The 25,453-nt window shown below is 66.8% G+C and carries 27 protein-coding genes; 18 read left to right on the top strand and 9 right to left on the bottom strand.

The window, feature by feature from the left end; all coding sequences use genetic code 11:
- Nucleotides 1–12 precede the first annotated feature (12 nt).
- The 3 genes from purN to H7A87_RS13810 all read left to right on the top strand — a co-directional run bounded on the left by purN (nt 13) and on the right by H7A87_RS13810 (nt 2,243).
- A complete protein-coding gene (purN, locus tag H7A87_RS13800; protein WP_119127800.1) occupies nt 13–666 on the top strand; it encodes a phosphoribosylglycinamide formyltransferase in 654 nt (217 codons plus the stop codon).
- Nucleotides 667–731: 65 nt separating this feature from the next.
- On the top strand, nt 732–1,556 hold the full coding sequence (locus tag H7A87_RS13805) for a DUF3108 domain-containing protein (RefSeq protein WP_119127798.1): 825 nt from the start codon (nt 732–734) through the stop codon (nt 1,554–1,556).
- A 3-nt stretch (nt 1,557–1,559) separates the two neighbouring features.
- On the top strand, nt 1,560–2,243 hold the full coding sequence (locus H7A87_RS13810; protein WP_104648156.1) for a DUF3108 domain-containing protein: 684 nt from the start codon (nt 1,560–1,562) through the stop codon (nt 2,241–2,243).
- Between the two features lie 210 nt (nt 2,244–2,453).
- On the opposite strand, the gene H7A87_RS13815 is transcribed toward H7A87_RS13810, so the two are convergent.
- The 3 genes from H7A87_RS13815 to H7A87_RS13825 form a co-directional block, all read right to left on the bottom strand.
- Nucleotides 2,454–2,777, bottom strand: a complete 324-nt coding sequence (locus H7A87_RS13815; RefSeq protein ID WP_104583055.1) for a hypothetical protein — start codon at nt 2,775–2,777, stop codon at nt 2,454–2,456.
- Nucleotides 2,774–4,048: a UDP-N-acetylglucosamine 1-carboxyvinyltransferase gene (gene murA / locus H7A87_RS13820; protein WP_104583054.1), complete on the bottom strand. Its 1,275-nt coding sequence runs from the start codon at nt 4,046–4,048 to the stop codon at nt 2,774–2,776. Before murA ends, H7A87_RS13815 begins: the two co-directional genes overlap by 4 nt.
- Nucleotides 4,049–4,165: 117 nt before the next feature.
- Nucleotides 4,166–4,393 carry a BolA family protein gene (locus tag H7A87_RS13825; protein WP_104543115.1) on the bottom strand — a complete coding sequence of 76 codons (228 nt, stop codon included), beginning with the start codon at nt 4,391–4,393 and terminating at the stop codon, nt 4,166–4,168.
- A 53-nt stretch (nt 4,394–4,446) separates the two neighbouring features.
- Between H7A87_RS13825 and H7A87_RS13830 the strand changes: the two genes are divergently transcribed.
- The 15 genes from H7A87_RS13830 to H7A87_RS13900 all read left to right on the top strand — a co-directional run bounded on the left by H7A87_RS13830 (nt 4,447) and on the right by H7A87_RS13900 (nt 17,278).
- Entirely contained in the window at nt 4,447–5,448 is a 1,002-nt protein-coding gene (locus tag H7A87_RS13830; RefSeq protein ID WP_119127797.1) for a KpsF/GutQ family sugar-phosphate isomerase, read from the top strand.
- Between the two features lie 49 nt (nt 5,449–5,497).
- Nucleotides 5,498–6,046, top strand: a complete 549-nt coding sequence (locus tag H7A87_RS13835) for an HAD hydrolase family protein (protein WP_104583052.1) — start codon at nt 5,498–5,500, stop codon at nt 6,044–6,046.
- The gene (gene lptC, locus H7A87_RS13840) at nt 6,043–6,618 is read left to right on the top strand and encodes an LPS export ABC transporter periplasmic protein LptC (protein WP_104583051.1); all 576 of its coding nucleotides are present in this window, start codon (nt 6,043–6,045) and stop codon (nt 6,616–6,618) included. Before H7A87_RS13835 ends, lptC begins: the two co-directional genes overlap by 4 nt.
- On the top strand, nt 6,596–7,144 hold the full coding sequence (gene lptA / locus H7A87_RS13845; protein WP_104583050.1) for a lipopolysaccharide transport periplasmic protein LptA: 549 nt from the start codon (nt 6,596–6,598) through the stop codon (nt 7,142–7,144). Before lptC ends, lptA begins: the two co-directional genes overlap by 23 nt.
- On the top strand, nt 7,144–7,863 hold the full coding sequence (lptB, locus tag H7A87_RS13850; RefSeq protein WP_016904606.1) for an LPS export ABC transporter ATP-binding protein: 720 nt from the start codon (nt 7,144–7,146) through the stop codon (nt 7,861–7,863). Before lptA ends, lptB begins: the two co-directional genes overlap by 1 nt.
- Before the next feature lie 82 nt (nt 7,864–7,945).
- On the top strand, nt 7,946–9,343 hold the full coding sequence (locus H7A87_RS13855; RefSeq protein ID WP_232087853.1) for an RNA polymerase factor sigma-54: 1,398 nt from the start codon (nt 7,946–7,948) through the stop codon (nt 9,341–9,343).
- A gap of 88 nt (nt 9,344–9,431) precedes the next feature.
- Nucleotides 9,432–9,749, top strand: coding sequence for a ribosome-associated translation inhibitor RaiA (gene raiA, locus H7A87_RS13860; protein WP_005913379.1), 318 nt, complete (start codon nt 9,432–9,434; stop codon nt 9,747–9,749).
- A gap of 21 nt (nt 9,750–9,770) precedes the next feature.
- Nucleotides 9,771–10,229 (top strand): PTS sugar transporter subunit IIA, encoded by a 459-nt coding sequence (locus tag H7A87_RS13865; protein ID WP_104648158.1) that lies wholly within the window; start codon nt 9,771–9,773, stop codon nt 10,227–10,229.
- Nucleotides 10,226–11,176 carry an HPr(Ser) kinase/phosphatase gene (hprK, locus tag H7A87_RS13870; RefSeq protein ID WP_016904610.1) on the top strand — a complete coding sequence of 317 codons (951 nt, stop codon included), beginning with the start codon at nt 10,226–10,228 and terminating at the stop codon, nt 11,174–11,176. The genes H7A87_RS13865 and hprK overlap by 4 nt, the downstream gene beginning before the upstream one ends.
- Nucleotides 11,173–12,045: an RNase adapter RapZ gene (gene rapZ / locus H7A87_RS13875; protein WP_164739153.1), complete on the top strand. Its 873-nt coding sequence runs from the start codon at nt 11,173–11,175 to the stop codon at nt 12,043–12,045. Before hprK ends, rapZ begins: the two co-directional genes overlap by 4 nt.
- A gap of 337 nt (nt 12,046–12,382) precedes the next feature.
- Entirely contained in the window at nt 12,383–12,775 is a 393-nt protein-coding gene (locus H7A87_RS13880; protein ID WP_016904612.1) for a PTS sugar transporter subunit IIA, read from the top strand.
- Nucleotides 12,768–13,037, top strand: a complete 270-nt coding sequence (locus H7A87_RS13885; RefSeq protein ID WP_016904613.1) for an HPr family phosphocarrier protein — start codon at nt 12,768–12,770, stop codon at nt 13,035–13,037. The genes H7A87_RS13880 and H7A87_RS13885 overlap by 8 nt, the downstream gene beginning before the upstream one ends.
- Nucleotides 13,038–13,095: 58 nt before the next feature.
- The gene (gene ptsP, locus H7A87_RS13890) at nt 13,096–14,826 is read left to right on the top strand and encodes a phosphoenolpyruvate--protein phosphotransferase (RefSeq protein ID WP_119127794.1); all 1,731 of its coding nucleotides are present in this window, start codon (nt 13,096–13,098) and stop codon (nt 14,824–14,826) included.
- A 143-nt stretch (nt 14,827–14,969) separates the two neighbouring features.
- On the top strand, nt 14,970–16,331 hold the full coding sequence (gene mgtE, locus H7A87_RS13895) for a magnesium transporter (protein ID WP_104583046.1): 1,362 nt from the start codon (nt 14,970–14,972) through the stop codon (nt 16,329–16,331).
- A 107-nt stretch (nt 16,332–16,438) separates the two neighbouring features.
- A complete protein-coding gene (locus H7A87_RS13900; RefSeq protein WP_180496708.1) occupies nt 16,439–17,278 on the top strand; it encodes a prolyl oligopeptidase family serine peptidase in 840 nt (279 codons plus the stop codon).
- A gap of 37 nt (nt 17,279–17,315) precedes the next feature.
- Here H7A87_RS13900 and cydB read toward each other — a convergent pair whose 3' ends face one another.
- The 6 genes from cydB to H7A87_RS13930 form a co-directional block, all read right to left on the bottom strand.
- On the bottom strand, nt 17,316–18,332 hold the full coding sequence (gene cydB / locus H7A87_RS13905) for a cytochrome d ubiquinol oxidase subunit II (protein WP_119127792.1): 1,017 nt from the start codon (nt 18,330–18,332) through the stop codon (nt 17,316–17,318).
- Nucleotides 18,332–19,729 carry a cytochrome ubiquinol oxidase subunit I gene (locus H7A87_RS13910; RefSeq protein WP_104648159.1) on the bottom strand — a complete coding sequence of 466 codons (1,398 nt, stop codon included), beginning with the start codon at nt 19,727–19,729 and terminating at the stop codon, nt 18,332–18,334. Before H7A87_RS13910 ends, cydB begins: the two co-directional genes overlap by 1 nt.
- A 213-nt stretch (nt 19,730–19,942) precedes the next feature.
- Entirely contained in the window at nt 19,943–21,331 is a 1,389-nt protein-coding gene (locus tag H7A87_RS13915; RefSeq protein ID WP_115677660.1) for an amino acid permease, read from the bottom strand.
- A gap of 264 nt (nt 21,332–21,595) precedes the next feature.
- Complete coding sequence (locus tag H7A87_RS13920; protein ID WP_104648161.1) at nt 21,596–22,657, bottom strand: polysaccharide lyase family 1 protein; 1,062 nt, start codon at nt 22,655–22,657, stop codon at nt 21,596–21,598.
- A gap of 809 nt (nt 22,658–23,466) precedes the next feature.
- On the bottom strand, nt 23,467–24,408 hold the full coding sequence (locus H7A87_RS13925; RefSeq protein ID WP_104583041.1) for a proline iminopeptidase-family hydrolase: 942 nt from the start codon (nt 24,406–24,408) through the stop codon (nt 23,467–23,469).
- 270 nt (nt 24,409–24,678) lie between these two features.
- Nucleotides 24,679–25,443: a LuxR family transcriptional regulator gene (locus tag H7A87_RS13930; RefSeq protein WP_104583040.1), complete on the bottom strand. Its 765-nt coding sequence runs from the start codon at nt 25,441–25,443 to the stop codon at nt 24,679–24,681.
- Between the last annotated feature and the right edge of the window lie 10 nt (nt 25,444–25,453).

The raw sequence follows: 25,453 nt of genomic DNA on the forward strand, positions 1-25,453 counted from the left end.
GAATCCCACCGCATGAGCCTGCGCCTGGCCGTGCTGGCCTCCGGCCGCGGCAGCAACCTGCAGGCCATCCTCGATGCCATCGCCAGCGGCCGGCTGCCGGCCGAGGTCGTGGGCGTGTTTTCCGATCGCCCACGGGCGCCGGCCCTGCACAAGGTCGATGAGGCACTGCGCTGGAGCGCCAGCCCGCGCGACTTCGCCGACCGTGCCGCCTTCGACGCCGCGCTGGGCGATGCGATCGCCGCCGCGCGGCCGGACTGGGTGATCTGCGCCGGCTACATGCGCATCCTCGGCGAGCCGCTGGTGCGTCGCTTTGCCGGGCGCATGCTCAATATCCACCCCTCGCTGCTGCCCAAGTACCGCGGCCTGCACACCCACGCCCGCGCACTGGAAGCCGGCGACGCCGAACATGGCGCCAGCGTGCATCTGGTGGTGCCGGAACTGGATGCCGGCACGGTGATCGCGCAGGCGCGCGTACCGGTACTGCCCGACGACAGCGCCGAGCAGCTGGCCGCGCGCGTGCTGGCGCGCGAACATCCGCTGCTGCTGGCCACGCTGGACCTGCTTGCCAGCGGGCGCGTGGATGTACGTGGCGATGGCGTCCACATCGACGGTCAGTGCCTGTTTACGCCATTGCGACTAGAGTCCGCTGACACCGCGCTCGCCTGAATGCGGATACGCCCTCCTCATCCTGTCTCGGACATCCTGGCGGCCCCGTGCCTCGCTCTCAGCGCATGAAACCCCTCCCGATCGCCACCGCGCTGTTGACCGCCGTCCTGCTTGTTCCGGCCGGTGCCGGCCATGCGCAACAGGCAGCCGTGCCTGCGCCAGCTGCCGCCGCTCCGGTCGCGGCGCCGCCGACGGCGCCTGCATCTGCAGCCGCCCTGCCTGCCAGCAGCTGGACGCCGCCGCCACTGCAGCCCTTCGTGGCCACGTACCAGGCGTTCTACCGCGGCAAGGAAGCCGGCGATGCCACCATGCAGGTCAGCAACGGCGAAGGCAGCCAGTGGCGCATCGACATGTCGGTACGCGGCCGCAAGGGCTTTGCCAGCATTCTCGGTCTGAACCTGGAACAGAGCACGGTGTTCCGCGTTGATGGTGACATCTATGTGCCATTGAGCCAGAGCACGGTGCGCAAGGCGATGTTCTTCGGCAAGAAGGTCACCGGCGTGTACAACTGGCAGACCGCCAGCGCCCAGTGGGACGGCGATCTGAAGAAGGAGCGCCAGCAGCCGATTCCGCTGCAGCGCGGCGACCAGAGCGCGCTGTCGCTGAACCTGTCGCTGATGCGCGACGCGCAACCCGGACGCAGCCTGAGCTATCGCTACGTGGATGTCGGCCGGGTGCGCAAATACGACTACAAGGTCGCCGATGCCACCGAGGTGGTGCAGGTCGGCGACCTGAGCTACGACGCGTTGCGCGTGTACCGCGTCAACAGCGGCGACAACGAAACCATCCTCTGGATCGCCAACGGGGTTCCCACGCCGGTGCGCATCCTGCAACGTGACAAAGGTGAGGATCAGGTCGATCTACGCCTGGTCGAATATCAAGGAGCCTGACCCATGCACACCATTTCCCGCACCTGTTCGCTGATTGCCGCTGCCGCACTGGCCGTAGCCAGCCTGCCCGCGTTCGCCATGCAGCCGTTCCAGGCCGATTATTCGGCCAACTACATGGGCATGCAGGCCAACGGCACCATGACCCTGGCAGCCGCCGGCGCCAACCAGTGGCGCTATACGCTCACCATCCAGAACCAGCTGGCCAACCTGACCCAGAGCACGGTGTTCGAAGAGAGCAACGGCCAGCTGCGCCCGGTCAGCAGCAACGACACCTCGTCGATGATGGTCAAGCGCCGCAACGTCACGGCCAACTACGACTGGAAGACCAGCCAGGCGACCTGGGGCGGCGACATCAAGCCGGACCGCCGGGGCCCGGTGAAGTTGCAGCCCGGCGACATGGATGCCCTGCTGATCAACCTGGCGATCACCCGCGACCTGGCCGCTGGCAAGCCGCTGAACTACCGCATGGTCGACGAAGGCCGCATCAAGCCGATGAGCTACAAGGTGGTCGGCAAGGAAACCATCACCGTCAACGGCAAGCAGGAGCAGGCGACCAAGGTGTCGCGCGTGGACGGTGACAAGGAATTGATTGCCTGGGTAGTCAAGGACCTGCCGGTGCCGGCGCGCCTGCTGCAGAAGGAAAAGGGCCAGGACGCGCTGGACCTGACCATCAAGGCGTTGCGCTGAGCGCCAGGCGCGCCTGGTAGGAGCGTGCCCGCGCGCGACGGGGCGTTATCGGTCGTGCGCCGTCGCGCGCAGGCACGCTCCTACCAGGTCGTGGGAGCTGCTCGGCAGCTGCCCTCCGACTGCAATAAAAAGCCCGGCTGCCAGCCGGGCTCTTCATTTCGATCAGGCGCGGTGCGGAATCTCCGCAGCAGGCAGAGACACGCTCACCCCTCAGGGCTTTGCCGCAGCCTTGTCGTCGCCGGTGCTGAACACCGTGCGGCAGTCCACGCGAATCTGCTGGTCATTCTTGCGCCAGTAGAACAGGTCGCAATGGCGCTTGCCTTCGACAGTCTTCTTCACCGCCACCGCATAGAACGACTGCGCGATCTCGTCGCGGCTGGCAGTACCGTCGTTGTTCCAGTCCATGTCCTTGAACTCGACGCCCTGGGTGATCGCCATGCCGACCGACCAGGCGTAGGCCAGCCACGCCAGGATCAGCACGATCACGCCGAGCAGGATCTTGCGCCGGGTGGTGAACCGCCCGCGCAGGATCATGCGCTGCGCCGGATGGTCGCGCCCAGCGCCCCCAGCTTCTCCTCGATGTTTTCGTAGCCACGGTCCAGGTGGTAGATGCGGTCGATGCTGGTGTCGCCGTCGGCCACCAGGCCGGCCAGGATCAACGACGCCGAGGCGCGCAGGTCGGTCGCCATCACCGGCGCGCCGCTGAGGCGCTCGGCACCGCGCACGATCGCGGTGTGGCCTTCGACCTGGATGTCCGCGCCCAGGCGCAGCAGCTCGTTGACGTGCATGAAGCGGTTTTCGAAGATGGTTTCGTTGATCACGCCCACGCCATCGGCCACGCAGTTGAGCGCCATGAATTGCGCCTGCATGTCGGTGGGAAACGCCGGGTACGGCGCGGTGGTCAGGTTGACCGCGCGCGGGCGCTTGCCGTGCATGTCCAGCGTGATGCTGTCGGCGGTGGTGGTGATGGTCGCGCCGGCTTCGGTGAGCTTGTCCAGCACCGCGTCCAGGGTGTCCGGACGGGCACGCCGCACGGTGACGCTGCCGCCGGTCATCGCCGCGGCGACCAGGAAGGTGCCGGTCTCGATACGATCCGGCAGCACCGCATGGTGCCCGCCGCCCAGGCGCTCGACGCCCTGCACCACGATGCGCGGCGTGCCGGCGCCCTCGATCTGCGCACCGAGCGCGATCAGGCAGTCGGCCAGGTCGGTGACTTCCGGCTCCATAGCCGCGTTTTCCAGCACGGTGGTGCCGTCGGCCAGCACGGCCGCCATCAGCACGTTCTCGGTGCCGGTGACGCTGACCATGTCGAACACGTAGCGACCACCCTTCAGGCGCCCATTGCTGGTGGCCTTGATGTAGCCGTTTTCCACGCTGATCTCCGCACCCAGCGCCTGCAGGCCCTTGATGTGCTGGTCGACCGGGCGTGAGCCGATCGCGCAGCCGCCGGGCAGCGACACTTCGGCGGTGCCGTAGCGCGCCAGCAGCGGGCCCAGCACCAGGATCGAGGCGCGCATGGTCTTGACCAGCTCATAGGGCGCGACCTGGTGGGTGACCGAGCGCGGGTCGACCAGGATCGAGCGCCCCTTGGCCAGCGTGCCTTCGTCGATGGTCACCTCGGCGCCCAGCTCGCTGAGCAGCTTCACCGTGGTGATCACGTCGTGCAGGTGCGGCACGTTGCTGATCTCCACCGGCGCATCGGCCAGCAGGGTCGCGCACAGGATCGGCAGCACCGCGTTCTTGGCGCCGGAAATATTGACTTCACCATGCAGCGCTTGGCCGCCGGTCACTACGATTTTTGCCATGGGAGCTTGGGGAATCCGAAAAGGGACGTCGGGGGAAATGTAAGGGGTCGCCAGGAGTCGGCCGGCACTTGGCAGTCGGGCGGGGGCGCAGCCCGATCGGCCAGGATCGACTGACGCTCAGCCTTCGTCGGGGGTCAGCGTCTTGAGCTGCAGCGCGTGGATCGCCCCGCCCATCAGCTCGCCCAGGGTCGCGTAGACCATGCGATGGCGCGCCAATGGCGCCTTGCCGGCGAATGCGGGGCTGATCACGGTCGCCTCGAAGTGCACGCCGTCGTCGCCGTGCACCTCGACGCGGGCTTCGGGCAAGCCGGATTCGATGAGTTTACGGATGGTTTCGGCGTCCACAGGGCGTTTCCTCATAAAATGAGCGCACATTCTACTCTTCACCCGAGTCCCGCATGGCCGTCTCGCACCTGCCCTCCGCCACCGTCAGCGACGCCAGCCTGGTCGCCAGCGGCCAGCGCGTGCTGGAGATCGAGCGCGAGGCGCTGGCCGGCGTGGGCGCGCGGATCGGCAGCGACTTCGCCGCGGCCTGCCGGCTGGTGCTGGCCTCGCGCGGGCGCGTGGTGGCCACCGGCATGGGCAAGTCCGGGCATATCGCGCGCAAGATCGCCGCCACCCTGGCCTCCACCGGCACGCCGGCGTTCTTTGTCCATCCGGGCGAGGCCGGGCACGGCGACCTGGGCATGATCACCGAGGCCGACATCGTGCTGGCGCTGTCCTATTCGGGCGAATCGGACGAGGTGCGCATGCTGTTGCCGGTGCTCAAGCGCCAGGGCAACCCGATCATTGCCATGACCGGGCGCCCGAGCTCGTCGCTGGCCCAGGCCGCCGACGTGCACCTGGATGTGAGCGTGTCCGCCGAAGCCTGCCCGCTGCATCTGGCGCCCACTTCCAGCACCACCGCCTCGCTGGCAATGGGCGACGCGCTGGCGGTGGCGCTGCTGGACGCGCGCGGCTTCACCGCCGACGACTTCGCGCGCTCGCATCCGGCCGGCAGCCTGGGCCGGCGCCTGCTGCTGCACATCACCGACGTGATGCACAGCGGCGAGGACCTGCCGCGCGTGCGCGAAGACGCCAGCCTGAGCGAGGCGTTGATGGAAATGAGCCGCAAGCGCCTGGGCATGACCGCGGTGGTCGATGGCCAGGACCGCCTGATCGGCCTGTTCACCGACGGCGACCTGCGCCGCGCGCTGGACAGCGACATCGACGTGCGCAGCGCCGGCATTGCCCAGGTGATGACGCGCAACCCGCGCACCATCGGCGCCGACCAGCTGGCCGCCGAAGCAGCGCGGCTGATGGAGGATTACAAGATCAACGGCTTGATCGTGGTCGATGCGCAGCAGCGCGCGGTCGGCGCATTGAACATTCACGACCTGTTGCGCGCCAAAGTGGTTTAACAGGTTCAGTTTTCTACCGTTGGAACCCCGTTCTCACCGATCCGTGCCGATGCCCTATTCCCCTCTGCAGCACCTGCCCGCCGACATCACCGACCGCGCCGCGCGTATCCGCCTGGCCTGTTTCGACGTCGACGGCACCCTGACCGATGGCCGCCTGTACTACGACCATGCCGGCAACGAGAGCAAGTCCTTCAATGTGCTCGACGGCCAGGGGCTCAAGCAGCTCGACCATGCCGGCATCCATGTCGCGCTGATCACTGCCCGCGCCAGCCTGTCGGCGGAAAAGCGCGGCCAGGATCTGGGCCTGCACGTGCAGATCGGGGTCAAGAACAAGCGCCTGGCCGTGCTGGCTTTGTGCCAGGAGCACGGTCTGTCGCTGGACCAAGTGCTGTTCATGGGCGACGACCTGCCCGACCTGCCGGCCCTGCTGGCGGTCGGCCTGCCGGTCGCACCCGCCAACGCGCACCCGTGGATCGCCGAGCGCGTGCAGTGGCATACCCGGGCACGTGGCGGCGAAGGTGCCGCGCGCGAGGTCTGCGACGTGGTGCTGGCCGCGCAAGGCCAGATCGAGGGCATCATCGAAAGGTTTTCCGCATGAGCTGGAACTGGCGCACCACCCTGGGCGTGGTGTTGCTGGCCGCTGCGGTGGTCTCCGGCTGGTCGGCCTGGCAGCAGCGCGCGCGCCCGGTTGCGGCGGCGGTGGACGATTCGCGCGCGGACTACGTGCTGCGCGATTTCGAACTGATTGCGCTGGACAAGGAAACCGGCAAGGAATCGATGACGCTGCGCGCGCCGGAGATGCATCGCAACCGCGCCGATCGCACCTCCGAGGTCACCACCCCGGTGTTCCTGTTGCCCGACAACACCAATCAACCGTGGACGCTGCGCTCCAAGACCGGCTGGATCAGCCCCAAGGGCGACGAGCTGCGCCTGCGCGGCGATGTCGAGGGCGACAGCCCCACCGGCGGCGCAACCCCGCCGACCACGTTCCGTACCCAGAGCCTGGACGTGTTCCCGCAGCAGAATCTCGCCAAGACCGCTGCCCCGGTGAGCATGAGCCGGCCGGGTATCATGCAGAGCGGGGTCGGCTTCGAGGCCGATCTCAAATCACGCCAGTACAAGCTCCTTTCCCAGGTCAAGACCCGTTATGAACCGAATGCTGCCCGCTAAGCTGGCGTTTGCCGCGCTGCTGCTGCCTGCCCTTGCGATGGCCAAGACCAGCGACCGCAATCAGCCGATGGCGATCGACTCCAATGCCAACGACTGCAACATGCTCGACGACAGTGGCAAGTGCCGTTTCAGCGGCAATGTGGTGATCACCCAGGGCACGCTGGAAATCCACGCCGACACCGCCGACATCTTCCAGAAGAATGGTCAGACCGACCGCGTCGTGCTGACCGGCAAGCAGGCCACGCTGAAGCAGCAGATGGACGACGGCGCGATGATGAACGGCCAGGCCGACAACATCGAGTACCAGGTTGCCAACGAAGTCATCGTGCTGACCGGCAACTACAAGGTCGACTCGCCCAAGGGCACCAACGCCGGCCAGCGCATGGTCTACAACACCAAGACCGGCAACATGCAGAGCGGCGGCGACGGCAGCCGCGTGCGCACCATCATCCAGCCGAAGACCGCGGCGCCGGCGGCCGCAACGCCGGCCGCCAAGCCCGCGGCCAAGCCGCAGGGGAAGAAGTAATGCTGGTCGCCACCGGTCTGCGCAAGAAGTACAAGCAGCGCGAAGTGGTCAAGGAATTCGGCCTCACACTCGAGGCCGGCGAAGTGGTCGGCCTGCTCGGCCCCAACGGCGCCGGCAAGACCACCTGCTTCTACATGATCGTGGGCCTGGTCGAGGCCGATGCCGGACGGATCGAGCTGGACGGCCGCGACCTCACCGCCGAGCCGATGTACGCCCGCGCCAAGCTTGGCGTCGGCTATCTGCCGCAGGAGCCCTCGATCTTCCGCAAGCTCACCGTGGCCGACAACATCCGCCTGGTGCTGGAACTGCGCGAAGAGCTGGATGGCGCCGGTCGCGAGAAGGAACTGGTCTCGCTGCTGGAAGAATTGCAGATCACCCACGTGGCCGACCAGCTGGGCGCCAGCCTGTCCGGCGGCGAGCGGCGGCGGTGCGAGATCGCGCGCGCGCTGGCGGCCAAGCCGCGCATGATGCTGCTCGACGAACCCTTCGCCGGCGTCGACCCGATTTCGGTCGGCGAGATCCAGCGCATCATCATCCACCTCAAGGAACGCGGCATCGGCGTGCTGATCACCGATCACAACGTGCGCGAAACCTTGGGAATCTGCGATCGCGCGTATATTCTCGCCGAGGGGGGCGTACTGGCGCAGGGGGCACCAGATGCGCTGCTAGCCAATCCCGACGTCCGTCGCGTGTATCTGGGGGAAACTTTCCGCCTTTGAGCGCGTCGCCGCGCCATCGATTTTCCCAGTCAGTGCCCGCATGAAAGCCCGGCTCCAGACATCGCTAGGACAGCAGTTGGTCATGACGCCGCAGTTGCGTCAGGCGATCAAGCTATTGCAGATGTCCACCACCGAGCTGGAACTGGAAATCGCCGAAGCGGTGGAGACCAATCCGCTGCTGGAATGGGCCGACGAAGCCGCGCATGCGGCCAACGCGCTTCCGGTGGAAGCATCGTCGGCCGCCTCCACCGACGACACCCCGCGCGAAGAACCGGCGCCGGCCGAGCGCGACGACGACTGGTCGCAGGACGAGCTGCAGTGGACAGGTTCGGGCAGCGGCGGCAGCTTCGACGATGACGAGTCCGGCGATGCCGCCGAGCGCGTGGCCGAAGCCGAAACGCTGGCCGACCACCTGCTGTGGCAGCTGCACCTGTCGCCGCTGTCGCCGCGCGACCGCCAGATCGGCGCGATGCTGATCGATGCGCTGGACGAAGACGGCTACCTGCGCGAACCGCTGTCGGCCATCCTGGAAACGCTGGCGCTGGGGGCGGCGGTGGACGAGGCCGACGTGCTCACCGTGCTGCACCAGATCCAGCGCTTCGACCCGGTCGGCGTGGGTGCGCGCACCCTGGGCGAATGCCTGGCACTGCAGCTGGCCGTGCTCGACCCGGCCACCCAGGGGCGCGAACTGGCGCTGCAGATCGTCGCCGGCCCGCTGGAGCGCCTGCCGCGCAGCGGCGTGGCCGGTCTGGCGCACGAACTCAAGCGCTCCACCGCCGATGTCGACCAGGCGGTCCAGTTGGTGCGCTCGCTGGATCCGCGTCCGGGCAAGCAGATCGGCGACCTGTCGCAGGACACCTATGTGGTGCCGGACTGCGTGATCTGGCGCCAGCGTGGCGTGTGGCGGGCCTCGCTGGCCGGTCGCGCCCAGCCCAAGGTCACCATCCACCGCGGCTACGAGAACCTGATCCGCAGCTGCGGCGAATCCGACGCCGGCTATCTGCGCGGCCAGCTGCAGGAGGCGCGCTGGCTGCTCAAGAGCCTGGAAGCGCGCGGCGAGACCCTGCTGCGGGTGGTGCGCTGCCTGCTGCAGCACCAGGCCGGGTTCCTGGAATTCGGCGCGCAGGCCTTGCGCCCATTGACCCTGCGCGAGATCGCCGGCGAGCTCGGCCTGCACGAATCCACCATTTCCCGCGCGATCGCCCGCAAGTACGTGCGCACCCCGCGCGGGACCATCGCGCTACGCTCGTTCTTCGCCTCCGGCATCGACACCGACAGCGGCGGCGAGGCCTCCAGCACCGCCATCCAGGCCATGATCCGGCGCCTGATCGAGGCGGAAAACCCGCGCAAGCCGCTGTCGGACGCCAAGTTGGCCGACCTGCTGAAAACCTCCGGTGTACCAGTGGCGCGGCGCACCGTTGCGAAGTATCGTGAGGCCATGAACATTTCCGCCTCCCACGAACGCGTCCGTATCGCCTGACGTTGCACCCACCGCAACGCCGGCCTGCGCCGGGTTCGTCGGATCACCGGAACGGTTCATTGGCCCACCCGACCAATGGAGGTATCCGATGCGTATCGAGACGTATGGCCACCAGCTTGAAGTGACCCCCGCGCTGCGGGAGTACGTGGCAAGCAAGCTGCAGCGACTGCAGCGCCATTTCGACCAGCACTGTGAAGTCCGGACCCAGCTGGCCGTTCGCAAGCCAGACCATCACGTGGTCGCCACCGTCAACCTTCCCGGTCGTACCCTGCACGCAGATGCCAGCGGCTCCACCATGTACGCGGCCATCGACCTGCTGGTCGACAAGCTCGACCGCCTGGTGCTCAAGCACAAGGAAAAGAAATGTAACCACCATGCACGCGAGGTGCGCGACAATCCCGCATGACGCTTCCCGCTTGATGCCCTCATGCCTTTAACCGATCTGATGGCGGCCGTGCGCACCGTGGTGTCGCCGGCCGCCGATCGCGACACCGTCCTGCATACCGCCGCCGACCTGCTGTCCTGCCGCCAGGCCGGCGCCGACGAGCTCTACGCCAACCTGTGCGAGCGCGAGGCCCTGGGCAGCACCGCCATCGGCCACGGCATCGCCATTCCGCATGGGCGCTGCCCCAATCTCACCGAGCCACGGGGCGCACTGCTGCGGCTGGACACGCCGGTGGCCTTCGGTAGCGATGAGCCGGTGGACCTGATCTTCGCGATGGCGGTGCCTGCGCACTACACCCACCAGCACCTGATGCTGCTGTCGGAGCTGGCCGAACGGTTTTCCGATGCGGAGTTTCGTCAGCAGTTGCGTGCCGCCCCCAACGCCGACGCCTTGATGGCGCTGCTCACCGACGCACCGCCACCACAGGCCAGCGCCGCATGAATACCAGCATCACCGCACGCGAACTGTTCGACCAGCAGCGCGACAAGCTGGCGCTGCGCTGGGTCGCCGGCCAGAAGGGCGAGCATCGCGAGATCGAGGCCGGCAGCAACAATGCGCGCCGCCCGTCGCTGGCCGGCTACCTCAACGTGATCTATCCCAACAAGGTGCAGATCCTTGGTACCGAAGAGCTGGCCTGGCTGGATTCGCTGGATGCGCGGCAACGCTGGGAGACCATCGAGAAGATCATCCAGGTACAGCCGCTGGCGCTGGCGATCAGCAAGAACCAGTCCTGCCCGGAAGACCTGCGCGCAGCCGCCGACGAATCCAACACGCCGCTGTGGATCTCGCCCAAGCGCGGCCACGAACTGCTCAATCACCTCTCCTACCACCTGGCGCGCACGCTGGCGCCGCGGGTCACGCTGCACGGCGTGTTCATGGAGATCTATTCGATCGGCGTGCTGATCACCGGCGAGGCCGGCTCGGGCAAGAGCGAGCTGGCGCTGGAACTGCTCAGCCGCGGTCACCGCCTGGTGGCCGACGACGCACCGGAGTTCACCCAGATCGCGCCCGACGTGCTCGACGGCACCTGCCCGGAACTGCTGCAGGACCTGCTGGAAGTGCGTGGCCTGGGCGTGTTGAACGTGCGCGACATGTTCGGCGACACCGCGGTGAAGAAGAACAAGTACCTGCGCCTGATCGTGCACCTGACCCGCCCGATGACCGAGCCCACCCCGTCCGGCTACGAACGCCTGACCGGCGATTCCGGCAGCCGGCATGTGCTGGACCTGGACGTGCCGCTGATCACCCTGCCGGTGATGCCCGGCCGCAACCTGGCGGTGCTGACCGAGGCGGCCACGCGGCTGCATATCCTGCGCACCAAGGGCATCGACCCGGCGGCGATGTTCATCGCCCGCCACAGCAACCTGCTGGAGCGACGCACGCCATGAGTACCGCGCCCTCCACGTTGATGATCGTGAGCGGGCTGTCCGGCTCGGGCAAATCGGTCGCGTTGAAGACCTTCGAGGACCTGGACTACTACTGCTCGGACAATCTGCCGGTCGAACTGCTGCCGGACTTCGTCAAGAGCCGCCTGCGTGGCAACCCGCTCGGCGACCAGCGCCTGGCGGTGGGCATCGATGTGCGCAGCCGCAGCGACCTGACCCAGCTGGCGCAATGGCGCCAGGCCGCGCAGGAATACGGCATCGAGGCACGGCTGCTGTTTTTCGAGGCCAGCGACGAGGCGCTGATCAAGCGCTACGCCGATACCCGCCGCCGCCATCCGCTCAGCCATCTCGGCCTGGCCTTGCCGGAAGCGATCACCCGCGAGCGGCAGCTGACCGAACCGCTGCGCGCGCAGGCCGATGCCATCATCGACACCAGCGCGCTCAACGTGCACCAGCTGCGTCGCCGGGTGGTCACCGAGTTCGCGCTCGGCACCAGCGACCGGCTGTCGCTGCTGTTCGAATCGTTCGCCTACAAGCGTGGCGTGCCGGCCGAGGCCGACTTCGTGTTCGATGCGCGCGTCTTGCCCAACCCGCATTGGGACCCGGAGCTGCGCCCGCTGACCGGCCGCGATGCCGGCGTGCGCGACTATCTGGACAAGGAACCGGACGTGGTGCGCTACAGCGCGCAGATCGTGGACCTGCTCGATACCTGGCTGCCGCGGCTGCGCAACGACACCCGCAGCTACGTCACCATCGCCTTCGGCTGCACCGGCGGCAAGCATCGCTCGGTGTATCTGGCCGAGCGCATGGCGCGGCATGCGCGCGAGCAGGGCTGGCCGGAAGTGGCGACGTTTCATCGCGAGCAGGATTGAAGGGTCGGGATTGGGGATTGGGGATTGGGGATTGGGGATTGGGGAATCGTCAGAGCGGTGTCATGCGGTCTGCAAGAACGCGTGTCATCGGTGCATTTCATCAGCGCGTTTTGATCATGCGTTGCCTTCCCGCCTACTGACTGCAGCGCTCGCTTGTGATGCGGGACGCATCGGGAGACTGGCGACGTCACGGATCATTGCCGTGCCGGCGGCAACGCATGTGTTGCAGGCTTCGTGCGCGTCACGGTGCGGCGGTCCTAAACGGCTATTCATTTCGCAACACATCGGTGCCGGCAGACGCTATCGCGCGGTCATGCCGACCTGTTAACGTTTCGGCATGGCCTGTGGCATTCTCCTCATTACTCATCCCGGCATCGGCGCGGCGTTGTTGAACGTGGCGACGGGGCTGTTGCGGCAGTTGCCGCTGAAGACCGAAGCGTTCGACGTGCCGCTCGATGCAGACCTGGACGCCTTGCTGCCCCAGGCCTCGTCGGCGATGCGACGGGTCGACAGCGGCGACGGCGTGCTGGTCATGACCGACCTGTACGGCGCCAGCCCCAGCAATCTCGCCAGCCGGTTGGCAAAGCTCGGCACGCCGGTTCGCCGGGTGTCCGCGCTCAGCCTGCCGATGCTGCTGCGGGTGATGAACTACCCCGAACAAGGATTGCAGGAGCTGCCCGCCACCGCGGCGGCAGGCACCCGCAACGGAGCGATCATCGACGATGCTTGAACGCGAACTCATAGTTTCCAATCGACTCGGACTGCATGCGCGGGCAACCGCCAAGCTGGTGCAGACGCTGTCGTCCTACCGCAGCAACGCCACGCTGGCGGCCAAGGGCCGCGAGGTGAACGCCAAGAGCATCATGGGCGTGATGCTGCTGGCCGCAGGCCAAGGCACCAGCGTGGTGGTGCGGCTGGATGGCGAAGACGAAGCGCAGGCCCTGCAGGCGCTGGTGGACCTGTTCGAGCGTCGTTTCGACGAGGACAGCTGAGCATGCGCGGGGTCGGTGCGGGGCTGACCGACAGGGCGCGGCCGCGCCAGGGGCGCACATGAGCCTGCGTCTGCGTGGACACGCCGCCTCGCGCGGCAACGCACTCGGACGCGCGCGCGTACGCCAGAGCCACACGCTGGAAGTGGCCGAACAACGCGTGCCCGCCAGCCAGGTGGAAACGCAGCTGCAGCGCCTGCATCTGGCGATCGAGGCGGCACGCACCGAGATGCAGCAGCTGCGCGACCGCCTGCATGGCGCGCTTGCGCGCGAAGTCGGCGAATTCCTCGAACTGCATGCGCTGCTGCTCGACGACCCGGAGCTGCTGCAGGGCCTGGACGAGTTGATCCGCACCCACCGCTACAGCGCCGACTACGCCTTGCGCGTGCAGCGCGACCGGCTGGCAGCGGTGTTCGACGGCATGGAGGACGCCTACCTCAAGAGCCGCATGGACGACCTGGATCACGTCATCGGCCGCATCCACGCGTTCCTGCACAAGCGCGCGCCCGACCTCAAGGGCGTGGCCGGCGAGATCCTGGTCTGCGACAACGTCGCACCCTCGGAGCTGGCGCAGTTGCAGGCGCAAGGGGTGGTCGGCATCGTCACCACCGCCGGCAGCGCGTTGTCGCATAGCGCGATCCTGGCGCGCAGCCTGCACCTGCCGCTGGTGGTGGGGGTAAGCGATGCGGTGCAGCGGATCGACGATGGCGATGTATTGATCGTCGATGCCGGTTCCGGCCAGGTGATCGTCGATCCCAAGCCCGAGCACCTGCGCGACTACAGCGAGCGCCTGCGCGCGCTGGCCAAGGAACAGCGCGAACTGGGCCGGCTGCGCTCCAAGCCCACGCGCACGCGCGACAACGTCGATATCACGCTGCTGGCCAATGCCGAATCGCTGGAGGACGTGGCGAAGGCGCACGCACTCGGCGCCAGCGGCCTTGGCCTGTATCGCACCGAATTCCTGTTCCTGCAGCGCAACGAGCTGCCGGACGAAGAGGAACAGTTCCACACCTACCGCGACACCGTGCTGGGCATGAGCGGGCGACCGGTCACCATCCGCACCCTGGACCTGGGCGCCGACAAGGCCGACCGCACCGGCCTGACCTTGAGCGACGAAGACAACCCGGCGCTGGGTCTGCGCGGGGTGCGGTTGTCGCTGGCCCGGCCTGCGGTGGCGCAAGCGCAGTTGCGCGCGATCCTGCGCGCCTCCGGCTACGGGCCGGTGCGCATCCTGGTGCCGATGGTCAGCGGCCGCGAGGAAGTCCAGCTGCTGCGCCGGCAGATCAAGAAGCTGGCCGCGCAATTGCGCGAGCAAGGCCACGAGATCGCCGAGCACATTCCGCTCGGCGCAATGATCGAAGTGCCGGCTGCGGCGCTGGCGCTGGACTGCTTTATCGACGATATCGATTTCCTGTCGATCGGCACCAACGATCTGGTGCAGTACCTGCTGGCGGTGGACCGCAACAACGAGGCATTGGGCGAGTTGTACTCGCCGCTGCATCCGGCGGTGCTGCGCCTGATCGCGCAGGTGATCGCCACCGGGCGCGCGTTCGGCAAGCCGGTGGCGGTGTGCGGCGAGATCGCCGGCGACCCGCGCTTCGTCCCGATGTTGCTGGCCCTGGGGCTCACCGAGTTCAGCCTGCATCCGGCCACGCTGCTGGAGGTACGCCGTGCGGTGCGGGACATCCACCTGGGCGAGTTGCGCGTGCATGGCGAAAAACTGCTGCGCGCGCGCGACCGCAAGGGGATCGAAAAGTGGCTGGCCAACGTCGCGCAGGGCCTGATGCGCTGAGCGATTGCGTCATCGCGCAGGGGATGTTCCTGCGCGTTGCCCTTCGCACTGTATGTTTCGTCACCATGCGCAAGCGATAATGCCGTGCTGACTCAGCACCGCGTCTTCCATCGGGACGTGTCCACTCTTGCAGGGAGCCGCGCATGGCCGAAGCCGTCCGCCACGACAAGACCGCGCGACAGCTGCGATTGCTGTCCGATGCGCTGGATAGCGGACGCCTGGGCCCGGTACGCCGGCTGGTCAATACACTGGCGCCGGCGGAGATCGGCAACCTGCTGGAGTCGCTGCCGCCCGGCAAGCGCGAAGTGGTGTGGGGCCTGGTCGACCCGGAGGACGACGGCGAAGTGCTGTTGCATGTCGGCGATGAAGTGCGCGAAAGCCTGCTGGCCGATATGGACACCGACGAGATCGTCGCCGCGGTCGAAGACCTCGACATCGACGATCTGGCCAACCTGGTCGAAGACCTGCCCGACACCGTCATCGACGAAGTGCTCAAGTCGATGGACCGCGAGAACCGCGAGCGGCTCGAGCAGGTGCTGTCGTATCCGGAGGACACCGCCGGCCGCCTGATGAATCCGGACGTGGTGACGGTGCGCGCCGACGTCAATGTCGATGTGGTGCTGCGCTATCTGCGCCTGCGCGGCGAGCTGCCTGATCACACCGATCACCTGTACGTGGTGAGCCGACGCCATCAGTATCTGGGCCGGGTGTCGCTGGCCGCGCTGGTCACGCACGAGGACAGCACGCCGGTCAATCGCCTGATCGACGACGAACAACCGGCGATCGACGTGGGCGATGGCTCCGACGAGGTCGCACGGCGCTTCTCCGACCATGACTGGATCTCCGCACCGGTGGTGGACGACAACAACATCCTGCTCGGCCGCATCACCATCGACGACGTGGTCGACATCATCCGCGAACAGGCCGAGCACCAGGCCATGAGCGCGGCCGGCCTGGACGAGGACGAGGACATGTTCAGCCCGGCGCGGCGCGCATTCCGCCGCCGCCTGATCTGGCTGGGCATCAACCTGTGCACGGCGTTCCTGGCCTCCAGCGTCGTCAGCGAATTCGAAGGCACCATCGCCAAACTGGTGGCCCTGGCGGCGCTGATGCCGATCGTTGCCGGCATGGGCGGCAACGCCGGCACCCAGGTGCTGGCGCTGATGGTCCGCGGCCTGGCGCTGGGCCAGATCGGCTCCTCCAACGTGATGACCTTGCTGAAGAAGGAACTCACCGTCGCGCTGATCAACGGCATGGTGCTGGGGATCGGGCTGGGGCTGATCGTGCTGGCGTGGTTCCGCCAGCCGATGCTGTCGCTGGTGATCGGCACCGCGCTGACCTTGAACATGCTCACCGCCGCCTTCGGCGGGGTACTGGTCCCGGTGACGCTGAAGCGGCTGGGCTTCGACCCGGCATTGGCCGGTGGCGTGATCCTGACCACGCTGACCGACGTGATGGGCTTCCTGAGCTTCCTCGGCCTGGCGACGCTGATCCTGCTGCCGTAGCTGCCGTATCCGGTGCTTGCGCAGAACGTCGTGCCGGGCATACAGCGGCAAGGATCGGATGAAGAGTCGGCAAAAATCGCCGCAGCGCGACATGCCAGCACACCTGCATGCGGCGATACTGCTGGTCTGTCATTTGTCAGGAGGTCTGCGTGATCCGTCGTTGTCTTGTTCTTGCGATTGTGGCGCTGGTCCTGGCCGGCTGTTCCAGCATGGCTGAGCGCCACCACGACGGACGCCGCGGCCATTTCGTCACCCGCACGCTGGAGCTGGAAGGACGGCTCTACCGCTATCAGGTGTTCGTACCGGCCTCCACGGCGCCGCAACCGCGCCCGATCGTGCTGTTCCTGCATGGCTCGGGCGAACGCGGCGACAACGGACGCGATCAGGCCGAGGTCGGCGTTGGTCCCTACCTGAGCGCACACACCGCCGAGTTCCCTGCCCTGGTGGTGCTGCCGCAGGTGCCCGACGACGAGGAGTGGCTGGGCATCAATGCACGCATGGCGATCGCCGCGCTGGATGCGGCCAGTGCCGAATTCGGTGCCGACCCGCAGCGCACCTATCTCACTGGCATCTCGATGGGCGGCTATGGCGCCTGGGAAATCGGGCTGATGCAGCCGCAGCGGTTTGCCGCGATCGTGCCGATCTGCGGCGCACTCAAGGCGCCGCGCGACGAGCGTCGTACGCTGTACGTCAGCCTGGTGGCCAAGGAAGCCGACCCGTACACCGCTGCGGTCACCCAGCTCAGGCACGTGCCGATCTGGATGTTCCATGGCGCCAAGGACGACTCGGTGCCACCGCATGACGACCGTGCGCTGTACCGCGCCGCCAAGGGCATCGGCGCCAACGTCCGCTACAGCGAATATCCGGACGGCAACCACAATGCCTGGGACGCGACCTACGCAGACCCGGCGATGTGGGAATGGATGTTCAGGCAGCGCCTGCGTTGAGCGGGCGGCGCATCGCGTCGATGCGGTCTGCACCCGCTCAATGGTGGTACCCGGTATCCGCAGTGATCTTGCCGCGGAACACGCGGTACGACCACACCGTATACCCCAGGATCAGCGGCAGCAGCACCACCAGGCCGATCAACGCGAACAACTGCGAAGACGGCGGCGCGGCGGCCTGCCAGATCGTGTAGACCGGCGGCACCAGATACGGCCACATGCCCAGCACCAGGCCGAGAAAGCCGAGCACGAACAGGCCCATCGCCAACAGGAACGGCGGCATATCCGGCCGCCCCGCGTCGGTGGAACGCCAGAGCGCGAACCCCACCAGGGCGACCAGCACCGGCACCGGCATCAGCCACAGGTAATGGGCATCGCTGAACCAGCGGTCCATCACATGCGACTGCAGCGATGGCAGCCACGCGCTGACCAGGCCGATGAAGATCAACACGCTGATCGTCAATGGCCGGCTCAGCTGGCGCGCGAGCTGTTGCACGTGGCCTTCGGTCTTGAGGATCAGCCAGGTGCTGCCGAGCAAGGCGTAGCCGAACACCAGTGCGGCGCCGGTCAGCATCGCGAAGGGACTGAACCAGCCCCAGATGCCGCCGACATAGCGGTCGTTTTCGATCGGCAGGCCCTGCACCAGCGCGCCCAGGATCACGCCCTGCGCAAATGTCGCCAGGATCGAGCCGGCAGCGAAGGCATTGCTCCACAGCCGCCGCGAGCGATGCGCCTTGAAGCGGAACTCGAATGCCACGCCGCGGAACACCAGCGCCATCACCATCAGCAACACCGGCAGGTACAGCGCCGACAGGATCACCGCATACGCCTTGGGAAACGCTGCCAGCAGCCCTGCCCCGCCCAGCACCAGCCAGGTCTCGTTGCCGTCCCAGATCGGCGCGGCGGTGTTCATCATCAGGTCCAGCTGCGCCTCGTCCTTGCGGAACGGCGCCAGGATGCCGATGCCGAGCACGAAGCCATCCAGCACCACGTACATCAGCACCCCGAAGCCGATCACCGCAAACCACGCCACCGGCAATACGCTGCTCATGTCCATCATGCGGCTCCGTCGATCGGTTCATCGGCCGCCGACAGCGGCCGTGCCGGCGTGTGCTCGCCGTGGTCCAGCTGCGGCGCGTCATGCGGGGTCGGGCCGATCTTGCCGATCTTGACCAGGTACCAGATGCCCCAGCCGAACACGAAGGCATAGCCGAGCACGTACACCGCCAGCGAGATCGCGGTCATCAGCGTCGACTGCGGGCCCACCGCATCGGCAGTGCGCAACAGCCCGTACACCACATACGGCTGCCGCCCCATCTCGGTGACGAACCAGCCCGAGACCAGCGCGATGAAGCCACTGGGCAGCATCCAGCGCCAGGCCGCCAGCAGCCAGCGCCACTGCAATAACTTGCCGCGCCACCAGGCGAACGCCGAGACCCAGGCCACCAGCAGCATCAACGAGCCCAGCCCGACCATGATGCGGAAGGCGAAGAACACCGGCATCACCGGCGGGCGATCGGCGGCCGGCACCGAGGTCAACGGCTTGATGCTGCCTTCCAGACTGTGGGTCAGGATCAGGCTGCCCAGGCGCGGGATCGCCACCTCGTAATCGTTGCGCTCGGCCTGCGCGTTGGGCAAGGCGAACAGTACCAGCGGGAAGCCCTTGTCCTGGCCCTCGTCATGCCAGTGCGCTTCCATCGCCGCGATCTTCATCGGCTGGTGCTCGAGCGTGTTCAGGCCATGCATGTCGCCGACGAAGATCTGCAGCGGCACGGTGATCGCCGCGAAGGCCACTGCCAGCTTGAGCATGCGCAGCCCCGCCTCGCGATGCACGCCGCGATGCAGATACCACGCCCCCACCGCGCCGACCACGAAGCAGGTGGTGATGAACGAGCCCAGCGCCATGTGCGCAAGCCGGTACGGGAACGAGGGGTTGAAGATGATCTTCAGCCACGCCACCGGATGCACGATGCCGTCGACCACCTCATAGCCGGCCGGGGTCTGCAGCCAGCTGTTGGACGACAGGATCCAGAACGTGGAAAACAGCGTGCCCAGCGCCACCATGCAGGTCGCCAGGAAATGCAGGCGCTCGGAGATGCGCCCCCAGCCGAACATCATCACGCCCAGGAAACTGGCCTCGAGGAAGAACGCGGTCAGTACTTCGTAGCTCAACAACGGGCCGATCACGCTGCCGGCGATCCGGCTCAGCTCCGGCCAGTTGGCGCCGAACTGGAAGGCCATCACGATGCCGCTGACCACGCCCATGCCGAAGGACACGGCGAAGATCTTCTGCCAGAAGAAATACAGCTCGCGCCACACCGGCAGCCGGGTGCGCAGCCAGCGCCATTCGAGAAATGCCAGCAGGCTGGACAGCCCGATGGTGAATGCGGGAAACAGCACGTGGAATGCGATGACGAATCCGAACTGGATCCGCGATAACAGCAAGGCATCCATGGAGAGTCCTCCAGGAAAATGGGGAAACCGCAGCGCACCGGGTGCAGATCGATCGCCGAGACTCGCTGCGGTGGCCGATCGCGACCTCCTACGCTACCGCATCATGATAGGGACGCTCGAGCGGGTTCCCGATGCGACACGGGGTCGCATCTGCGTCAAACCGTCGCGCCTGTCCTGCTGCCAGATGGTACGCGTTCAAGGCGCTGCGGCATGCTAGGCGGCGCCGCGCGTCCGCCGGGCAAGCTCGCTGACCACGGCGATGAAGACAGTCAGACCGACCATCGACAGGAACTGCGCGCGGGTGTCCACCGACGACGCCAGCAGCACGAAGATCACCGCCAGGATCGCCAGGGCCAGCAGGGTCAGAAACGGGTAACCCCGCATGCGGAACGGCAACACGACGCCGGCGCGGTCGGCGCGTGCGCGCAGGATCAGCTGCGACAGCAGCGAGATCGTCCACACCAGCAGGCAGGTGGCACCGACGATGTTGAGCAGCATCGGCAACACCTTGTTGGGGTACAGCAGTTCCAGCGCGGCGGCGGCAAACCCGAACAGCACGCTGGCGATCACCGCCACCAGCGGCACCTGCTCGCCGCTGGTCCTGCCAAGCACCCGCGGCGCTTCGCCGCGCTGCGCCAGCGAGAAGATCATCCGCGAGGCGCCATACAAGTTGGCGTTGAGCGCCGACAGCAAGGCCACCACGGCGACCAGGGTGATGGCGGTGGCCGCGCCGGGAATGCGCGCCACCTCCAGCACCGCAGCGAACGGCGAGCTGAGCGCTGCGCTGGTCCACGGCACCACCGCCACGATCACGCTGATCGAGCCGATATAGAACACCAGGATGCGCCAGGCCACGGTGCGAATCGTGCGTGCCAGGCTGCGGCCCGGGTCGGCGGTTTCCGCAGCGGCCACCGCCACGATTTCGGTGCCGCCGAAGGCGAACACCACCACCAGCAACGCCGAGCCGATGCCGGCCAATCCCTTCGGCGCGAACCCGCCGTTCTGGGTGAAGTTGGACAGCCCCGGCGACACCACGCCGGGCAACCAGCCGGCCAGCAGGGCCACGCCGATCAGCAGGAACACCACGATCGCCACGACCTTGAGGATGGCGAACCAGAATTCGAACTCGCCGAAATTGCGCACGCCCAGCAGGTTGATCGCGGTGAAGGTGGCCATGAACACCACTGCCAGCAACGGCACCGACAACGCCGGCCAGACCGAGGCGAGCAGGCCCGCCGCGCCGACCGCTTCGGCGGCGATCACCACCACGATCTGCAGCCACCACAACCAGCCCACTGTCGCACCGGCGGTCGGGCCCATCGCATCGGCTGCGTACACCGAGAACGCCCCGCTGGCCGGCTTGGAGGCCGCCATTTCGCCCAGCGCGTTCATCACGATGATCACCAGCGCTCCGGCGATCAGATAGGACACCAGCACTGCCGGCCCCGCCGCATGGATCCCCACGCCCGAGCCCAGAAACAGCCCGGCGCCGATCGCCGTGCCCAGGCCCATCATCATCAACTGCCGCGGTTTCAGCGCATGGCGCAACGCGGGCGTGGCGGACGGAGCGTGCTCAGCAACGGGATCGGTCGGAAGCGGCATGGACGGGCTTGGATGGATGGGATCGCGACACGATACCGCGTCGCGGCGCCTGCCGCGCCTCTTGACGCCGGCCCGGGAGCGGGAGTCGCTCAGCCCGGAAGCGCTCTTGCCCGCATCCACCGCACGGGGACCACGGCCTCCCGGTGCGCAACCACCAGTGACCACCGTGGCTGGCCGCAACCGGCGATGCGCGAACCTGCTGCCTCGCACCGACAAAAATCCCCGGACATGCCGGGGATCGGTGCGCGCGCAGGCCGTTGCCGCTTACTCGGCCAGGTTGGTGCCCGCGCCGGCGGTGGCGATCACCTTGGCCTTGACCTGTGCGGCCGGGGTGATGCTGTAGGTGTAGCCCAGCGGTTCGGGGAACACCTTGGTGGTGATCCAGTTGGTGGCGTTGGCGTAAGGCTTGCTGCCGTCCGGGGTGCTCCAGGTGATGCCGCTGCCGACGTAGTTGTTGATCAGGTCCCAGTAGCCGATCTCGCTGCTGTCGCGCGAGGTCACCGGGTTCTTGATGTTCTCGAAGTAGTTGGACTCGATCTTGGCCACCCCGCCCATGCGCACGTTGATGCCCGAGGTGGTGACGTTGTTGAAGTAGTTGTTGTAGATGTGGCTCAGCCCGCGACGTTGCAGCGGCACGCGCGATTCGACGTTCTCGAAGCGGTTGTGGTGATAGGTGGTGCGTGCGGCCGAGTTCTTGGTGTCGCTGTCGCTGTATCCGTTGAGCGCGACCTTTTGATAGTTGTAGACGTGGTTGTAGGACACGGTGACGTGATGGGTACCCTTCTTCATGTCGATGCCGCCGTCGAAAGACGCATCGCCGGCACCCGAGCACTTGGTCAACGAGGCGAACACGGTGTTGTGGTCCACCCAGATGTTGGACGGCGAGCCGCTGGAATTGCCTTCCAGTGAAATCGAGTCGGCATCCTCGCCGCCCTGCAGCAGGCCGATGGTCATGTTCTGGATGATGACGTTGCTGGAATTGCCCACCACCCATAGCCCGAAGTTGGCCGACGAGCCGTTGGCACCCTTGACGGTGATGTTGCTCTTGTTCTTGATCTGCACCGTCTTGGCCGGCAACTTCCACTGGGCGCAGACGTCCTTGATGGTGCTGAAGTCGAACTTGCCGGTGTAGTTGAGCACCAACCCGCCGCTGCCGGAGTAACTGTCGATGGCCGCCTGCATCGCCTCGAAGGTGGCCACGTTGACCGGTGTCTTGTTGCCGCCGCCGGTGGTGGCGGCACCGTACCCGACCGGGCCGGCAATGGCGCCCGCAGCGCAAGCGGACAGTGCAAGCGCCAGTGCGCCATGGAATGTCTTGATCATCATGCAGCCTCTCCCAAAGAAGTGGAAAAGCGATGCGTGCTGCCTGCGCCGTAGCGACGACAACAGCAAAGCGGTGCGTGGGGGCCGCATTCTTCGCGCGATTTAAAACATAAAACAATTATCCATCACTGAAACTTTGACGCACCACGGTGTTCTTCTGGCAGGACATGCAAAAGAGACAGCGGAAGACACCCGGGACAGGACACCGCTGTGTCGTGCGCGCTGTTTTCTTATGTAGGCAGATGTGTTTTCCATGCATGCAAACGCAGACTGATGCTGGTTTGCTCACGCGCGCTTTCGACCGCAGTTGCTAGTGGCAAATGCGCTTTCCAAGAATCCACATGCATTTACCGGACGCGACGCGGTGGTAGCTGCACACGACCGCGTGCTGTGAGTCGTCAGAGGTAGTGGTGCGTAGCAGCAGTGCCATCGCACCGGCGCGCGGTTTGCGCGGCATTACATGCGCTGTGCTGAAGACGAGGCGTGATTGCGCTTTGGATCACTCGCGACAGTGGGCGAGCGCTGGCGCCATGACAAGTCTATCGGCAAGGTCAGGCCACTTCAGCGCGACCACGTGGTGCGTGAGGGAATGTCCGACCGCAGCGTGGTGACCAGCAGTGGATGCGTGGAGGTAGCGACACGCCGTTGCGGCGCATCTGCGTGTCCCAAGACGGCGACTCTTAAAACGTTGCCACACCGACGCTTGCGATGCGCAGGCCGCAGCGCAGGCTGCATCGAGACGCACCGCAGCAGCGCCCGGCAGGCCGGGCACGCTCGGGATCGCGTGGACTCACGCGCCCCGCCCCACCGGCTCACACCGCGCGGCTGGCCAGCGTGGACGCATGCGCCAGTTCCGCACCGGGCCATGGCGTGTGGTCGTCGAGGAAGTTGCCGACCAGGCGCATGCACGCCGGGCGCTCTTCCACATGCGGCATATGGCTGGAATTGGCGAACACATGCCACCGCGCGTCCGGGATCAGACGCGCGTACGGCTCCACCGTTTCCGGCGTGGCTTCGTCGTACTTGCCCGACAGCACCAGCGTAGGCACGCTGATGCGATGCAGGCGCTCGATGATGCTCCAGTTGCGCAGGCTGCCGACCACGTGGAATTCGGTCGGACCATTCATGGCGTGGTACACGGTCGGGTCGGCATCGATGGCGGCGAAGGTGCGCGCCACGTCGGCAGGCCACGGCAGCACGCGGCAGACGTGCTGGGCGTAGAACACCTGACTTGCAGCGCGATAGGCCGGGGCGTCCAGGGTGCCGGCCGCTTCGTGCGCATCCAGCACCGCCTGGATGTCCTCGGGCAGGCGCGCGCGCAGCCGTAGCGCGGCAGCGCGCCACAGGCCCATCGACGCCGGCGAGTTGGCAATCACCAACGCACGCAGGCCGGCCGGCCGGCGCACCGCATGCTCGGCGGCCAGCATCCCTCCCCAGGACTGCCCCAGCAACGCGTACTGCGACAGCCCCAACTGCGTGATCAAGGCCTGCAACTCGTCCAGAAACAGCCCCACCGTCCAGAAGCCGGGGTCGGCATCGGGCAGATGGGTGGACTTGCCGTTGCCGAGCTGGTCGTAATGGATCACCGCGCGGCCGTTGGCGGCCAGGTCCTTGAAGCTGTCCACGTAGTCATGGGTGCAGCCGGGGCCGCCGTGCAGCACGATCAGCGGGCAGGCGTCGCTGCGCAGGTCGCCGGTGATGCGGTACCAGGTGCGGTACCCATGGAATTGGACGTAACCCTCGGTGGACTGCATGACCTACGCCTGCTGACGGCAAGAATGAGCGCCGAGCCTAGCGGGCGAACCGCCGCGCGTTAACTGGCAAAACTCCCAGGTTCGCGCTGCTTGCGGGGACAGACGCCCGACCAAGGCGATGCGATCCAGCTGCGCATGCCGTTGGTGGCCCGGATGCCATCGACCAGCACCGCGATGGCACGCGCCACTCGCAGGTCTTGGCCAGCGCGAACTCGCTATCGTCTGTCGCCTATCGCTGAGGCGTCGGCGCAGCCGCCGAACCAGACGCGCCTACGGCTCCAGCAACCGGTAATGCATGCCACGCACCACGGCCTCGACGCGATTGCGCGCACCCAGCTTGCGTGCTGCCGAGTTCAGATGCAGGTTCACCGTGGCGGTGGAACGGTTGAGCGCAGCGGCGATGCTCTTGGCTGTCAGCCCCCTGGCCGAGTACTGCAGGCATTCGCGCTCGCGGCGGGTCAATGCAATGTGGTGGCAGCGGCGTTCCTGCGGATCGAGCAACTCCTGCGCACGTGCCTGAAAGGCATGCGCCAGCAGCAGGAAGGGCGACAGCTGCGCTTCGGCCAGCCGTGGCGCCTCGGCCGCGACGGCGTCCACTGCGGCACTGAATGTCGCAAACGCGCCGCCAGGCAGATGCAACGGCACGGTGACACCGGTTCCCATGCCGCTATCGCACAGATAGCGCGTGACCTGCCGATGCTGGCTGCCGACGTATTCCACGCCCTCCATGTCGCCATCGTTGCGATAGGACCACACGAATGGCGTGGTACGCCGCGTGGCACGCTGCTGAACCGGGTCATGTTGGTAATACCCGTGCTCGCACCAGACGTGCTGCATATCGCCTGGCGCGTTGCGCTGCATGAAGACCGACGGCGTGATCAAGGCACCTTCCAGACTCAGCGGGACCGGTGCGTAGTCGTAGACCAACGACTGGAAGCCCAGTCCGCAGACATCGGCAAACACCCGATCCAGGCAGGCATTGAGCGTGTGCAGCGCCTGCAGATCGCGGCCCAGGCTGGCCAGAGTGTCGAACATGGTGGGTCCT

This window comes from Xanthomonas sp. CPBF 426 (genome assembly GCF_903989465.1).
Classification (GTDB): Bacteria; Pseudomonadota; Gammaproteobacteria; order Xanthomonadales; family Xanthomonadaceae; genus Xanthomonas; species Xanthomonas euroxanthea.